General features: G+C 34.6%; 18 protein-coding genes and 1 tRNA gene. 14 read left to right on the plus strand and 5 right to left on the minus strand.

The window, feature by feature from the left end; translation table 11 throughout:
* The first annotated feature begins 6 nt into the window (after nucleotides 1-6).
* From hpt to QZN33_RS06780, 8 genes are all read left to right on the plus strand, one after another.
* Nucleotides 7-576, plus strand: a complete 570-nt coding sequence (gene hpt / locus QZN33_RS06745; protein WP_296790235.1) for a hypoxanthine/guanine phosphoribosyltransferase — start codon at nucleotides 7-9, stop codon at nucleotides 574-576.
* 1 nt (nucleotide 577) lies between these two features.
* Nucleotides 578-1,582 carry a diphthamide biosynthesis enzyme Dph2 gene (dph2, locus tag QZN33_RS06750; protein WP_296790237.1) on the plus strand — a complete coding sequence of 335 codons (1,005 nt, stop codon included), beginning with the start codon at nucleotides 578-580 and terminating at the stop codon, nucleotides 1,580-1,582.
* Between the two features lie 123 nt (nucleotides 1,583-1,705).
* Nucleotides 1,706-2,275, plus strand: a complete 570-nt coding sequence (locus QZN33_RS06755; protein ID WP_296790239.1) for an exosome complex RNA-binding protein Csl4 — start codon at nucleotides 1,706-1,708, stop codon at nucleotides 2,273-2,275.
* A 2-nt stretch (nucleotides 2,276-2,277) separates the two neighbouring features.
* The gene (locus QZN33_RS06760) at nucleotides 2,278-2,568 is read left to right on the plus strand and encodes a DNA-directed RNA polymerase subunit L (protein ID WP_342764143.1); all 291 of its coding nucleotides are present in this window, start codon (nucleotides 2,278-2,280) and stop codon (nucleotides 2,566-2,568) included.
* A gap of 26 nt (nucleotides 2,569-2,594) precedes the next feature.
* Entirely contained in the window at nucleotides 2,595-3,017 is a 423-nt protein-coding gene (locus QZN33_RS06765; protein ID WP_296790243.1) for an NUDIX hydrolase, read from the plus strand.
* Nucleotides 3,018-3,089: 72 nt separating this feature from the next.
* Nucleotides 3,090-3,398, plus strand: coding sequence for a transcription factor S (locus QZN33_RS06770; RefSeq protein WP_296790245.1), 309 nt, complete (start codon nucleotides 3,090-3,092; stop codon nucleotides 3,396-3,398).
* Between the two features lie 9 nt (nucleotides 3,399-3,407).
* Nucleotides 3,408-4,382: a topoisomerase IV gene (locus tag QZN33_RS06775; RefSeq protein ID WP_296790247.1), complete on the plus strand. Its 975-nt coding sequence runs from the start codon at nucleotides 3,408-3,410 to the stop codon at nucleotides 4,380-4,382.
* Nucleotides 4,383-4,404: 22 nt separating this feature from the next.
* Nucleotides 4,405-4,478 (plus strand) — tRNA-Arg (locus tag QZN33_RS06780).
* Here QZN33_RS06780 and QZN33_RS06785 read toward each other — a convergent pair.
* On the minus strand, nucleotides 4,479-6,308 hold the full coding sequence (locus QZN33_RS06785; protein ID WP_296790249.1) for a helicase C-terminal domain-containing protein: 1,830 nt from the start codon (nucleotides 6,306-6,308) through the stop codon (nucleotides 4,479-4,481).
* A gap of 95 nt (nucleotides 6,309-6,403) precedes the next feature.
* Between QZN33_RS06785 and cobI the strand changes: the two genes are divergently transcribed.
* Entirely contained in the window at nucleotides 6,404-7,105 is a 702-nt protein-coding gene (gene cobI, locus QZN33_RS06790) for a precorrin-2 C(20)-methyltransferase (RefSeq protein WP_296790251.1), read from the plus strand.
* Here the strand turns inward: cobI and QZN33_RS06795 are convergent.
* Together QZN33_RS06795 and QZN33_RS06800 are read right to left on the minus strand one after the other, a co-directional pair.
* Nucleotides 7,102-7,872, minus strand: coding sequence for a V4R domain-containing protein (locus QZN33_RS06795; protein ID WP_296790253.1), 771 nt, complete (start codon nucleotides 7,870-7,872; stop codon nucleotides 7,102-7,104). The genes cobI and QZN33_RS06795 overlap by 4 nt on opposite strands.
* Nucleotides 7,873-8,091: 219 nt before the next feature.
* On the minus strand, nucleotides 8,092-8,841 hold the full coding sequence (locus QZN33_RS06800; RefSeq protein WP_296790256.1) for a TatD family hydrolase: 750 nt from the start codon (nucleotides 8,839-8,841) through the stop codon (nucleotides 8,092-8,094).
* 84 nt (nucleotides 8,842-8,925) lie between these two features.
* Here QZN33_RS06800 and QZN33_RS06805 point away from each other — a divergent pair, with 84 nt between their 5' ends.
* From QZN33_RS06805 to QZN33_RS06825, 5 genes are all read left to right on the plus strand, one after another.
* The gene (locus QZN33_RS06805; RefSeq protein ID WP_296790258.1) at nucleotides 8,926-9,636 is read left to right on the plus strand and encodes a tRNA threonylcarbamoyladenosine dehydratase; all 711 of its coding nucleotides are present in this window, start codon (nucleotides 8,926-8,928) and stop codon (nucleotides 9,634-9,636) included.
* 23 nt (nucleotides 9,637-9,659) lie between these two features.
* Entirely contained in the window at nucleotides 9,660-10,052 is a 393-nt protein-coding gene (tsaA, locus tag QZN33_RS06810) for a tRNA (N6-threonylcarbamoyladenosine(37)-N6)-methyltransferase TrmO (protein ID WP_296790260.1), read from the plus strand.
* Between the two features lie 16 nt (nucleotides 10,053-10,068).
* Nucleotides 10,069-10,368, plus strand: a complete 300-nt coding sequence (locus tag QZN33_RS06815) for a HEAT repeat domain-containing protein (RefSeq protein WP_296790263.1) — start codon at nucleotides 10,069-10,071, stop codon at nucleotides 10,366-10,368.
* A 125-nt stretch (nucleotides 10,369-10,493) separates the two neighbouring features.
* Nucleotides 10,494-10,685, plus strand: a complete 192-nt coding sequence (locus QZN33_RS06820; RefSeq protein ID WP_296790265.1) for a hypothetical protein — start codon at nucleotides 10,494-10,496, stop codon at nucleotides 10,683-10,685.
* 31 nt (nucleotides 10,686-10,716) lie between these two features.
* Nucleotides 10,717-11,460, plus strand: coding sequence for a M48 family metallopeptidase (locus QZN33_RS06825; RefSeq protein WP_296790267.1), 744 nt, complete (start codon nucleotides 10,717-10,719; stop codon nucleotides 11,458-11,460).
* A 204-nt stretch (nucleotides 11,461-11,664) separates the two neighbouring features.
* On the opposite strand, the gene QZN33_RS06830 is transcribed toward QZN33_RS06825, so the two are convergent.
* Entirely contained in the window at nucleotides 11,665-11,967 is a 303-nt protein-coding gene (locus QZN33_RS06830; RefSeq protein ID WP_296790269.1) for a type II toxin-antitoxin system RelE/ParE family toxin, read from the minus strand.
* Entirely contained in the window at nucleotides 11,951-12,190 is a 240-nt protein-coding gene (locus tag QZN33_RS06835) for a hypothetical protein (protein WP_296790271.1), read from the minus strand. The genes QZN33_RS06830 and QZN33_RS06835 overlap by 17 nt, the downstream gene beginning before the upstream one ends.
* Nucleotides 12,191-12,436 lie beyond the last annotated feature (246 nt).

Raw genomic sequence — 12,436 nt, forward strand, 5'->3', positions numbered from 1 at the left:
GATACTATGTTAGAAGAAGTAAAGAAATCTCTAGAAGCATCCCCAATTGTAAAAAAAGGTGACTACAACTACTTTGTAAATCCAATCAGTGACGGAGTTCCTGCAATGGAACCTAAAATGCTGCGCGAATTAGCCAGATCAGTACATAAACATGCGGATTTAAATATTGATAAAATTGTAGCTGTCGAAGCTATGGGAATCCATTTAGCTACTGCACTGTCCCTTGCAACAGACATTCCATTCGTTGTTATCCGTAAAAGACAATACGGTCTTGAAGGAGAACAGGAAGTCTATCAGAAAACCGGATACGGATCTTCAAATCTCTACATCAATGACCTCCACGCAGGTGAGAAAATACTGCTCATAGACGACGTTGTAAGTACCGGAGGAACATTAGTCGCTTTAATTGACACATTGAGAGATTTGGATTTGGAAATCAAATCTGTTGTAGCAGTTATTGAGAAAGGAGAAGGAAAAGAAATTGTTAAAAAAGAAACAGGCGTAGACGTAATATCTATTGTCAAATTAGATGTTATTGATGGAAAAGTAGTTATTGAAAGAACAATCGAAGATTAAAATGTCAATGTATGATATGGATCTGGATAAGGCAATCCGGAAAATCAACTCAAAGGATGCCAGAACCGTTGGTCTTCAGTTCCCGGAAGGGCTGAAAATGCAGGCGGTAAAAATTGCAAAGGCAATTGAGGAGGAAACTGAAGCGACAGTCATAATATCAGGAGACCCATGTTTTGGAGCCTGTGACGTCAGTGACTGGAAAATGAAAGGTTCAGTTGATTTAATCATCCACTACGGTCACACTCCTCTTCCGTTGAAATATGAAGTTCCAACACTTTTTATTGAAGCCTTTTCAAAAATCGACGTTAAAAAAGACCTTGAAAAATGCTTAGAAGAGCTTAAAGGATATTCAAGGGTCGGACTTGTTACAACAACACAGCACCTGCATCTTTTAAACGAAATCAGAGATTATCTTGAAGACAACGGCAAGGATGTTATACTGGGCTCATCCCCGTCAACAAGAAAGGGTCAGGTTTTGGGATGCAACTTCTCATCAATTAAAAATCTGGACACTGAGGTCATCCTTTTTATCGGAAGCGGAAATTTCCACCCTCTGGGAATCAAATTATTTTCAGATGCTCCAGTCATAGCTCTTGATCCATACAACAATGAAATTCGAAAAATGGATGAATATGCAGATAGAATTTTAAGAATTAGATTTGCAAGAATTACAAAGGCAAGAACTGCCACAAAATGGGGAATAATAGTATCCTCCAAGGAAGGACAATACAGAATGGCTCTAGCCAAAGAAATCAAAAAGACACTTGAAGAGCAAAATATGGAAGCCTATATCATTCTGGCAGACAACATCAATCCTGATATTTTACTTCCATATATGGAACTTGAAGCATTTGTTGTAAGTGCATGTCCAAGAATTGCAATAGATGATTCACAAATGTATAAAAAACCGTTATTGACCCCGCAAGAGCTGGAAATAGTTTTGGATAAAAGGGAATGGGAAAATTATCAGCTGGATGAAATCCTTTTCCATGAACGTTACCACTAAAACTATAACTTTTTTCTTTTTTTAATGAATTTAATCAATTTTTAAATAGCTTTAAATATTAATTAAAATAAAATTATTATATTAAAGAAATTTTTATAAATCTTTAATTTTGGTGATTTTAATATGAGTAACAAAGAGGAACAAATAGTAATGCCTGGAGAAAAATTAGGAATAATTGAACAATATCTTCCAGGAGAAGGTACTTACGATGACAATGGCGACATTAAAGCGTCAGTACTGGGCAATGTTAAAATTAATCAAAAAATGAAGGTTATTTCTGTTGAAGGTGATGCTAAACCGGCTTTATTAAAAGTCGGCGATATCATATATGGTCAGATAACTGACATTAAACCTCAAAGAGCTAATGTGAATATTGAATGTATGAAAGATAATGCAAGACCATTGGCACTGCCATATATGGGAGCTATCCACATATCACAAGCAAAGAAAGATTATCTCGAAAAATTATCTGATGCTTTCAGAATAGGAGACATCATACAAGCAAAAGTAGTTAAAATAACCGGAGATAATGTTGATTTAGGTACTGTAGATGATGATTGTGGAGTTCTAAAAGCAATGTGTACCCGTTGCAGAGACTATATGCACACTACTAAAAGAGAAAATGAACTTCAGTGTAATACTTGTAATAAAAAAGAGAAACGTAAAGTTTCCAAAAACTATGTTAATGATTAATTATGGTTGATAAAATGAAAAATATTGAAATTATTGAAGACAAAACTTTAGAATTGACCTTTCGTATAAATGATGAAAGTCACGGAGTTTGCAATGCCTTAAGACATATTTTAATGCAAGATGATGATGTTGAATATGCTGTTTACAACATTGATCACCCTCTTACTGGAAAACCAGAAATGACTATCAAAACAAAAAGAGGAAAAAGACCTAGAGTTGTCTTGAAAAAAGCAGCTGAAGAACTCCAGAAAGAAAGTTCTGATTTTAGAAAACTTATCGATGAAGCTTTATAGCTTCAAATTATTTTTTATGTGATTTAATGGCGAATTACAAGATTCCTTCTGTAACTACCGATATCTTTATTTTTGATGATGATTTGAATTTCATTTTAATCAAAAGGAAAAATGATCCGTATAAAGATTATTGGGCAATACCTGGAGGATTTGTTGAATATGGTGAAACTGTCGAAAATGCAGCAGTACGGGAAGCAAAAGAAGAAACCCATATCGATGTGGAACTTAAAGACCTTGTGAATGTCTATTCCAAACCAGATAGGGACCCTAGAGGACATACAATTACAGTAGCTTATACAGCACAAGGAAACTTTTCCAACAAAAAGGCAGATAGCGATGCAAGTGACATTTCAGTTTTCAATGAAAAAAAATTGGATGAAATAAAAATTGCATTCGACCATGAAGAAATTATTAGAGATTGCCTAAAAACAGTAAAAAAGAACATTTAATGCCATATATTTAAATAATTTAAAAAAAAGATTTATTGAATATATAAATAAATTTAAATGAGGGAGAGTTAAATGGAATTTTGTCCTGACTGTGGAGCTATGTTACTTCCGAAAGATGGGAAGTTAGAATGTAGCTGCGGATATACTAAAAATTTATCAGATGATAATGAATATGAAGTTTCAGACAATAGAGAAGCTGATGAAACCGTGAAAATGCTTGGAGAAGATGTTGAGGTAGGTCCTACCGTAAACGAGATTTGTCCTGAATGCGGACACGACAAAGCAACCTACAAATTAATCCAAACCCGTAGTGCTGATGAAGCACCAACCAGAATTTTTAAATGTTCCAAATGTAAACATACTTGGAGAGCATACGACTAAGGGATTTTTATGAAAGATTCTAAAGATAAAGAGCATAGGATTTCAAATCTCAAAGAAATGATCGGTAATGTCTCCGAAGTCGATGAAAATCAGAATACTGACGACATTGAAGAAGACATTGAACTGATCAACTATCTTAATGAAGATAGGATAGACGGAGATTTTGAAATCGATGATGAATATATTTATCATCCCGGCAAAGACAAAGGACATGCTATTAATTTAGAAGAAAACCCTGTTAATGAAGATTATATAATAAAAGCTCCTAAAGAAAAAGAACTGGAAGATTCAGACTCAAATGAAGGCGAAGACTTCCTTGATGACTTCAGTGAAGATTTAAGCGAAAGCTTTGATAACATTATTCATGCCAGAGTTGGAAGAACACCTATAATGGCTATTGTAAGTTCAATTTTAGGACTGATTCTCATAGCTATTTCCGCATTTGTCTTTTCATCACGCAGTGACCGTGTTATAGATAATGTTGTTTCAGGTGAAACCAACTTTATATCCATCATATTTTTAATATTTGGATTGTTATTATTGATTTTTGGAATATACAAGATATTCGGACTTAAAAATCCATTGGAAGGGATGTCAAATAATATAAATTCTATTGAGAATAACGAAAAAAAGCCATCCCCTAAAAAAGAGGAACCTGCTGAAAAAGTCATACCAAAAAGCAACATACCTCTTGACAAGGAATCCTACAAAATAGGAGAATTCCATATTGGGGACATTAAAGAAAAACTTAAACGACCATCCAAACCAAAAAAACCGACCCCACCAACTCAAGAGGAATTAGATAAAATCCCTCCTGCTCGAGAAAAACCTCAAGAGAAAAAAGGATTAACTACTGAAGAAATCGAAGAAATCGAATATGAACAGGTAGTTCGAGACAGTCAGTCCATTGATGATATTTTTGCTGAAGTTGAAGATATTGAAGATATTCCAATAATCTCCGTTGACAGCGAAGATAAAAAATAAAAAAAATATTTTAATTTTATTCGGGCCTGTGGTCTAGTCAGGAATGACGCAGGACTTCGGATCCTGAGATCGGGGGTTCAAATCCCTCCAGGTCCGCTAATTTTTAATTCTTACAACTGCTTCTTTAAAGAAATCAGGAATCAGTGATCTGTACATCGGGCTTTTAAAGAGCATGTTAATGTCACTGTCGATAATGTATGTGTAACATGAATCGTCTTCAGCCCTCATTCCACGACCATACGCCTGCATAAGAGTCATTACAGTCTTGTAAGCATACCATTTTTTATCCCTTTTCATTCTCATGTTTACCTGCTTGTCTCCAAGATATGGGAATGGCATCTTATAGATAATCTGGAATCTGCATTTGTCATAAGGCAAATCCACACCTTCACTCATTGACGGTGAAACAAGAACCAAAGGATTTTCATCTTTCTCAAAGAAATCCAATATCTGTTCCCTGTTTTGTGATGTGTGTGAAACCAGTCTGGAATTATAAAGATTATTGAGAATATACTGCTGGCATTTATAGCTGTGAGTGTGTATCAGTCCCTTATCCCCTTCATGTTTTTTAAGAATTTCCTGAAGAATAGGAATAGTTTTGGGAGCAGTATTCTTTATTCTATTTGCAGACATCTTTCCTGCAAGATTAAGAATAATAGGCCTTTTTTCTTTTGTAAACGGACTGTCGACTTTAATGTGATAAACTTCATTAGGATTCAGTCCCAGCCATTTGGAAAACATCTTATGGGAAAGTATTGTTGCGCTCATGAAAATGACTACATCACCATATTTGAGAAGGTTATCCTTGGCGTAATGATGGACTCTTAAAGGTTTGAAGGTAACTCCGCTTTCCTCTGCATCAATAACCCAGTTTTTAGGTTCTTTTTCAAGGTTATTTGTTAAAGTTTTTAGTCTGCCTATGGTTGAGCGGATTCTGTCGGCCTTATTTTTCTTAACATCCTTCAAATCTATTTCCTCATAGCTTTCCCTTATGGCATCAATTTCCATTATCCAGTCTTTAAGTTCCCCGTCCTTTAGGGTTTCAGGGGAAATGTGTTTGCTGATGTCATTTTCAAGGGTTCTGTTGTAGAGTGTGACTTCCATTGTAGCCATCAGCTTGTTTTCAATGTTGTGGGCCTCGTCAAGAATCAGAAGAGAACGTGGGGCGAAATGCTTTACATAGTTCAGCTCAACAATTGCATAATCATAATTCATCAGTGTTATAGGTGAGTTGATAGCATTGGCTTTCTGATTCCAGTAATGGCAGTGGTTAGGTGACTGGTAAAATACTGTTCCGCCATGTGAATCTTCAAATGCGAGCTCTGCATCCAAAGAAGGATTTTTTGCAACACCATACGGACAGTAGAAATTGCTGGATGCCGGTGCAGTTTTACATAATCCCATATCACATGAAAGGTCCAAATTCGAATTCAGACATGCGAAATTGCCCCTTCCTTTAACAAGTGGAAAATCGAACTCATTTGAATACTGGGACTGCAACTGCTTGGTCATTGTCAGTATGTATGCTGATTCATACATTTTGGCAAGAGTTGTTGCGATAGCGGATTTTCCGGTACCGGTACCTGCCTCAAGAATTATGTATTTGTAACCCTGCTTAATTGCATCGTTGATATCCTGAATAATATCCAGCTGACCGAATCTAGGCTCTTCAAAAGGGAAATTTTCAATTATCTCATCGTCGATATGAGGATATATCTCTTTAATATAAGCTGCAGTTCCCTCATCCAGCTTATGATTATCGACAGAATAAACTTCAGGTATTTCATCATCCAATATAGACCTTTTTCTAGGCTTTGAAAAACTAAACAGATTTGTTGGACCGCCGGACTTCTTATTACTTGAATTCTCACAAGTACAATTACTTTTTAACATCCCACAATTTGGGCAAAATAACGAATTTGACATTAAAGATATATTAGTTAGTATAATATAAATAAATTATAGAAAGAGCATTTGAAAAGTAATATTCAAAATAAAATATTGTTATAAAAAGTGATTATATGGCTAAAAAAGGAAAATTGATTGGAATTGGTGTTGGACCGGGAGATACAGAATTACTTACATTAAAAGCAGCAAGAATATTAAAATCAGTCCCTGTTGTATTTTCACCAAAATCCGCCAAAGAAAAAGAAAGTATTGCACTGTCAATTGTTAGACCAATACTTAAAGAAAGAAAAGATTACAAAAGATTAATGCTTGTTGAACCAATATTTCCAATGATAGAAGATAAAGAGGAGTTAGAAAAAGTCTGGACAAGTGCGTCTGAAATGATTGCCCAATACCTTGACAGCGGAAGAGATGTTGCATTTATTACTTTAGGAGACAGCTCCGTATTCAGTACTTATTCTTATGTGCAAAAGAAATTAGCCGGAAGATATGAAATTGAAACCGTTCCGGGAATTACTTCATTTACAGCATGTGCGGCTGCAAGAAACAAGGCATTGGTCGAACAGAACCAGATTTTAACAATTGTGCCTAAAATAGATGACAGGCTTGAGGAAGTTCTAGAATACAGCAACTCAGTTGTCCTTATGAAAGCTTCCAGAAACACTTCCGATTTGGAAAAAACAATTGAAGAAAAAGAAAGACCTAAAGAAATCTATTCCGTGCAGAACTGTACACGTGAAAATGAAAAAATAATTGAAGGATTTTCAAACGAAAAACCTTACCTTACAACTACAATTATAAAATTTGACGATTAATTTGATTTGATACCGAGAGGTTCAATTTCAAATACACATTTTTCATCTCCCATAGTATAGCATTGAGTTTCAATGACGCTGACGGGGAGATTGAAAAATTCAGTGAAAAGACCTTCAAGAATACCGGTGTCCAAAAAGCATGCCGGTTTTCCTGTTTTTGGAAGAAACTTGCATTCAAAGCAGTCATAGGTTGTGATTTTTATAATCTGACCAACTTTAAATGTCATCCTTCCCAAACCTTTTCTTTGCCAGAATTCGGCAAGATTTTGCATGAATACATCCAAATCATCATCATATAATTTATCAAAAATGGATCTGCCTATGCTGTTTCCTGTTGACTGCATTATCGGGTCAATATTTATTCCTTCCTGGATAAGCATTGACTTTAAGGTATGAAACAGCAATGTAGAAAACTCTTCGTCCTCTTCAACAAGGTTTTTAATTAAATAATCAGATTGGGTTTCATGTATTTCTTTTGGCTCACCTGTATCTACAGAACCTATATATTTGGAGTTTAAATAGAATATTTTTTTTCTGTTATCTACCGGATGAACCTTATATGAGATAATACCACGTTCACGTAGACTTTTGAGATGAACTGATACTGTAGATTTTGATTTACCAGTATTACTTACAATTTCATCAAATTCCATGTCCCGGTCCCTTAGCATTTCAAGAATTGTAAGTTTTACCGGACTTTTAACCACATTTACACCAATGTTGTCATTGGGATTTGAAAAAATTTGGATAGGTTTCTGTTCGCTCATGTTTTATATCCCCCAATATATAATATTATTTAACATTTATAGGTTAATAAATATATCTATTAATTAAAAAAGACATTTCGTTCAAAAATTTATTATTAAAATGAACAAAATAAAAAGCAATGAAAAAAATTAATACGAACTGTTCGTTCAAATCCAAATAAATAGTTCGTATACTTAACGTTTTTAGCATTAACAGGACATTTTTTAAATTGTGCAAGGTCATATTTTAAACAGTTTTTTTGCATTGCCGGCAGTTATTTCAATGACTTTATCTTCATCCATTTCCAGTTCTTGAGCCAGTTTTTCTGTGATACAGCTTAAATTCAGCGGAGTATTAACTTCTCCCCGTTTCTGTTCAGGAGCAAGATATGGTGAATCAGTTTCAACAAGAATATGATTAACATCAATGCTTTTTGCCATTTTCCTTGTTTTCTTGTTGTTAGTGTGAGTGATAGGTCCTGCAATTCCAATGAAAAAACCCAATTTGATGAACTGCTTTGCCATTTCAGCTGAACCCAGATAACAATGCATAGATCCAGCCACATCATGCCTTTTCAGTATGTCATAGGTATCCTGCATCGCCTTTCTTGAATGGACTATCACAGGAAGGCCGTGTTTTTCTGCAAGACCTAGCATATTTTCAAACAGTTCAATCTGGCGGTCCCTGTTGTCCTTTGTGTGATAATAGTCAAGGCCGATTTCTCCTACTGCGACAACATTTTCATTTTTGAGCTGCTCATCCAACAAAGTGACATCATCATCTGTCAGCTTATCTGCAAATGAATAAAGATAGCCTAAAGCGGCATGGACATTTCCGTATTTTTCAGACATCTCCAATACTTCCAGGTTACTTTGAGGGTCTGTCCCATTCACTATCATATGTATATCCCTTTTTGCAGCTTCTTTTATGATTTCTTCCGCATTTTCCATTTCGCTTTTGTAAATGTGGCAGTGAGTATCTATTATCATGAAAAATCCCTAATTGCATAATTTTTTATGTCATCTAATCAATAGTTATATTGTAAATTAAATTATATTTTTTGGTGAAATGAGATGGATGAAAAGTTTTCAAGAACAGAAATGTTAATTGGAAATGACGGAATGGACAAATTGAGCGATGCCAAAGTTGCCATTTTCGGACTTGGCGGCGTAGGCTCTTTTGTCTGTGAAGGACTTGCAAGAAGCGGAATAGGGAATTTTGTTTTGGTTGACTTTGACAAGATAGATGAAAGCAACATCAACAGACAGCTAATTGCAACCGTTGATACAATAGGAAAGCATAAAGTTGACGTGATGGCTGAAAGAATCCATAAAATCAATCCGGATGCGAATGTTGAAACATATAAGGAATTCTACATGGCCGACTGTGAAATAGACATCATTACCAAAGATTTGTCCTATGCCGTTGACTGCGTGGATACGATAATGGCGAAAATCGCAATTATCTGCAAATGTGATGAACTTGGCGTTCCTGTAATCTCATCAATGGGAACCGGTAACAAGTTGGATCCGACCATGTTTGAAGTTGCAGACATTTATGAAACTTCCGTATGCCCGCTTGCCAGAATAATGAAAAAGGACCTTAGAAAAAGAAATATTGAAAAATGTAAGGTCGTATATTCACAGGAACATGCAATAAACACCAATGACCATCCGATAAATAAGGACCTGAAATTCAAGGTGAAAGGAAGCGTTTCATTTGTGCCGTCTGTAGCCGGACTTACAATTGCAGGTGAAGTGATAAAAGATATTGCAGGCAAATAGTATCACATTTAGGAGATGATTTTATGGATGAAGAAATAATTTTTAAACCTGTTGGCTACATAAAGTCCCCCTACGAGGATGTTAATAATATGCCAAAGTCCACTAGAGAATCCGGAGATGTTGAAGCGGAAATTATTATCAATGAGGAGTATCTGGAAAGCATGTCCAGCATGGAAGCCGGTGAAGAATACATGGTATTATTCCATTTTCACAAATCAAAAGGATTCAAGCAAAGAGTCCCTTTTAGAGGAAACGGCCCAGTAAAGGGATTGTTCTCAACCCATGCCCCGAATAGGCCGAATCCGATTGGAATTTCCACAATAAAAATTAAAGAGATAAACGGCAATGTCATCAGGTTTACCGGTGTTGACATGCTGAACGGCACCCCAGTACTTGACATTAAGGATATTATTTGAAAAAAGAATAGATAAAATGTCAAATGAAAAAGATGCACTAAAAGAATTAAGAGCTATAACAAAAAATAAGGAATGCTGGAAAGAAAATACTGACAATGTTGCCAGCAAATTGAATGAAAATTATTCGTCAAACGTTAAGGCAAAGGCATTATGGATTCTTGGAGAGATGGGACTGAAGTACCCTGAAGAGATAGAAGGATATGTCAGAGATATTGTCTGCTACATGGAAGACGAAAATCCCAAATTGCGGGAAAGATCAACAAATGCAATAGGAAGAATCGGCAGGGCAGATAAAAATCTGATACTCCCCACTTAGATAAACTAATGACTATGAAAGACGATGAATCTGAAAACGTCAGACATGCATTCATATAGGCCTGTGAAAACATTGCAACAAACGCTCCCGAACTATTTTTAGAAAATCTTGAAATTTTTTTAGAAATGATTTCAGATTCAAGCGATAAGGTTTGGATAGAAGCTCCTGAAATGTTTAGAGTTGTCGGAAAACAAAAACCAGACCATGTAAAACCCTACCTGAAAAAATTAGAATGGATTGCAGAAAATGATGAAAACCCTATTGTCCGAATCCACAGCGAGGGCACAATTCGAATTACAAAAAGAGCCTTGAAATAACATATATATCACAAAGTCTAAAAGTGTAATCATGGACAAAAATGCAAAATATTTCATTCTAGCTATATTACTGATTGCGAATTTAATTTACCAATGCACTTATAATTTTAGTTTATGGAATATTTTCACATCTTCCCTAGTAATCATCATTCTGGTTTACCAGTTTGCCGATATCCCCCAAAATAAAATTTCTAAATTCCTAACATATGTAATGATGGTTGTTTGTCTTATTGAAACTTATATCGGAATAAAAAACAATGACTGGCTTTTAGCATACGGATATTTTGGTTTTTTATTGCTTTTGCTCTGGGTATGCCTCGAACCTACATTAGACATGCTGGCCAGATTCTTTTTAAGACACAATCATTTTTCAACAGCTTTAAAATTTGCAAACTGTTCCATATTCATATTTGGAAAGAAATCTTACATTTTAGCCGTCAAAGGGAGTGCTTTAAACACGCTCAAACGCTACGATGAGGCATTAGTTAGCCTGGAAGAATCCGAGAAACTAGGATATGACCATCCGTTCCTTTATGCAAATCTAGGTTATTGCAACAGTTATCTGGGAAATTATGAAAAAGCACTAGATTACTTCAAATTAGCATCGGAGGTTGAACCTAATGAATTTGGACATTTATATGCCATTTCCAAAATATCAATTGGATTGGGAAACTACGATGAAGCATTATATTATATAAATAAGGCACGTGAATTAAATGAGAATGATGAATTGTTGGATGAGCTAATTGAAGACATTGATAATCTATCCGATTAACTAATAAAACTGTTCGTATAAAACAAATGATAAAGTTGTCATACTTATCAATTTCCAGAACTAAAATCTATGACAAAAAATTTAACAACCGCCGATACAATAACATTCTTAATAATTCAACGAAATCACTAAATTAAAAATAAGAAATAAAAATGAAATCACACGATTATGTGATAACCAAGGGAACACCCCTACTTTGAAAAATTAATTCCATTTTTTATAGATGGACCTTCTAGGACCAATATCAATTATTTCAACCTCTTTAGTTGATTCCTTGATGAAATATATAATCCTATAGTTGCCCACTCTTGTTTTTTTACATTTCGGACATTTTTTGCTTTTAAATGAACTTTCTGCTTCTTTATATGGATCAATTGATAATTGAGAATATTTATCATATATTCTTTTTATCAGTTTTTCATCATCAGAATGATTATCCATGAACTTTATTGCTTTTTTATCTTCAAAAAGTTCATATTGTACTTCAGGATTATTTTCTGATGGCATTTAAATCAACTTTTCTAGTGCCAGTATAATCCCCATTTTCAAAAAGTCTGATTCTCTCATTGTAATAATCTGCTTCATCATCACTTAATTCTTCTTCAAAATACATTTTTTCATACGCCTCAATTAATCTAGCTATAATATCATTATATGTTTCTGATTTTAAACCTAAATGAGCTAGTTTTGTGTGAATCTCTTCAGTTACACGAATTGTTTTCATAGCCATGACAAACTCTCCAGATGTTAATTAGATATAATTAATTATATTTAATATAATATTTATAATTAATATATTAAATATATGTTATCAACCATCAACTGAAGACTATTCCAACAAGAAATATGTTTTTGAAAAATAATAAAATAATTGGAAGTGCGACAAAGCGCAAAATCACAAATGTGAAAAAGTGCATAGAATTTGAAACATTACAAATAATCATTAACACATCTAGTGATGCATTACCCTAAAGTG

It is taken from the genome of uncultured Methanobrevibacter sp. (assembly GCF_900314615.1).
GTDB lineage: Archaea > Methanobacteriota > Methanobacteria > Methanobacteriales > Methanobacteriaceae > Methanocatella.

Bases quoted from the DNA above. Each gene is read 5' to 3' on its own strand.
- hpt (WP_296790235.1), top strand. From the start codon at position 7: ATGTTAGAAGAAGTAAAGAAATCTCTAGAAGCATCCCCAATTGTAAAA.
- dph2 (WP_296790237.1), top strand. From the start codon at position 578: ATGTCAATGTATGATATGGATCTGGATAAGGCAATCCGGAAAATCAAC.
- QZN33_RS06755 (WP_296790239.1), top strand. From the start codon at position 1,706: ATGAGTAACAAAGAGGAACAAATAGTAATGCCTGGAGAAAAATTAGGA.
- QZN33_RS06760 (WP_342764143.1), top strand. From the start codon at position 2,278: ATGGTTGATAAAATGAAAAATATTGAAATTATTGAAGACAAAACTTTA.
- QZN33_RS06765 (WP_296790243.1), top strand. From the start codon at position 2,595: ATGGCGAATTACAAGATTCCTTCTGTAACTACCGATATCTTTATTTTT.
- QZN33_RS06770 (WP_296790245.1), top strand. From the start codon at position 3,090: ATGGAATTTTGTCCTGACTGTGGAGCTATGTTACTTCCGAAAGATGGG.
- QZN33_RS06775 (WP_296790247.1), top strand. From the start codon at position 3,408: ATGAAAGATTCTAAAGATAAAGAGCATAGGATTTCAAATCTCAAAGAA.
- QZN33_RS06785 (WP_296790249.1), bottom strand. From the start codon at position 6,308: ATGTCAAATTCGTTATTTTGCCCAAATTGTGGGATGTTAAAAAGTAAT.
- cobI (WP_296790251.1), top strand. From the start codon at position 6,404: ATGGCTAAAAAAGGAAAATTGATTGGAATTGGTGTTGGACCGGGAGAT.
- QZN33_RS06795 (WP_296790253.1), bottom strand. From the start codon at position 7,872: ATGAGCGAACAGAAACCTATCCAAATTTTTTCAAATCCCAATGACAAC.
- QZN33_RS06800 (WP_296790256.1), bottom strand. From the start codon at position 8,841: ATGATAATAGATACTCACTGCCACATTTACAAAAGCGAAATGGAAAAT.
- QZN33_RS06805 (WP_296790258.1), top strand. From the start codon at position 8,926: ATGGATGAAAAGTTTTCAAGAACAGAAATGTTAATTGGAAATGACGGA.
- tsaA (WP_296790260.1), top strand. From the start codon at position 9,660: ATGGATGAAGAAATAATTTTTAAACCTGTTGGCTACATAAAGTCCCCC.
- QZN33_RS06815 (WP_296790263.1), top strand. From the start codon at position 10,069: ATGTCAAATGAAAAAGATGCACTAAAAGAATTAAGAGCTATAACAAAA.
- QZN33_RS06820 (WP_296790265.1), top strand. From the start codon at position 10,494: ATGATTTCAGATTCAAGCGATAAGGTTTGGATAGAAGCTCCTGAAATG.
- QZN33_RS06825 (WP_296790267.1), top strand. From the start codon at position 10,717: ATGGACAAAAATGCAAAATATTTCATTCTAGCTATATTACTGATTGCG.
- QZN33_RS06830 (WP_296790269.1), bottom strand. From the start codon at position 11,967: ATGCCATCAGAAAATAATCCTGAAGTACAATATGAACTTTTTGAAGAT.
- QZN33_RS06835 (WP_296790271.1), bottom strand. From the start codon at position 12,190: ATGGCTATGAAAACAATTCGTGTAACTGAAGAGATTCACACAAAACTA.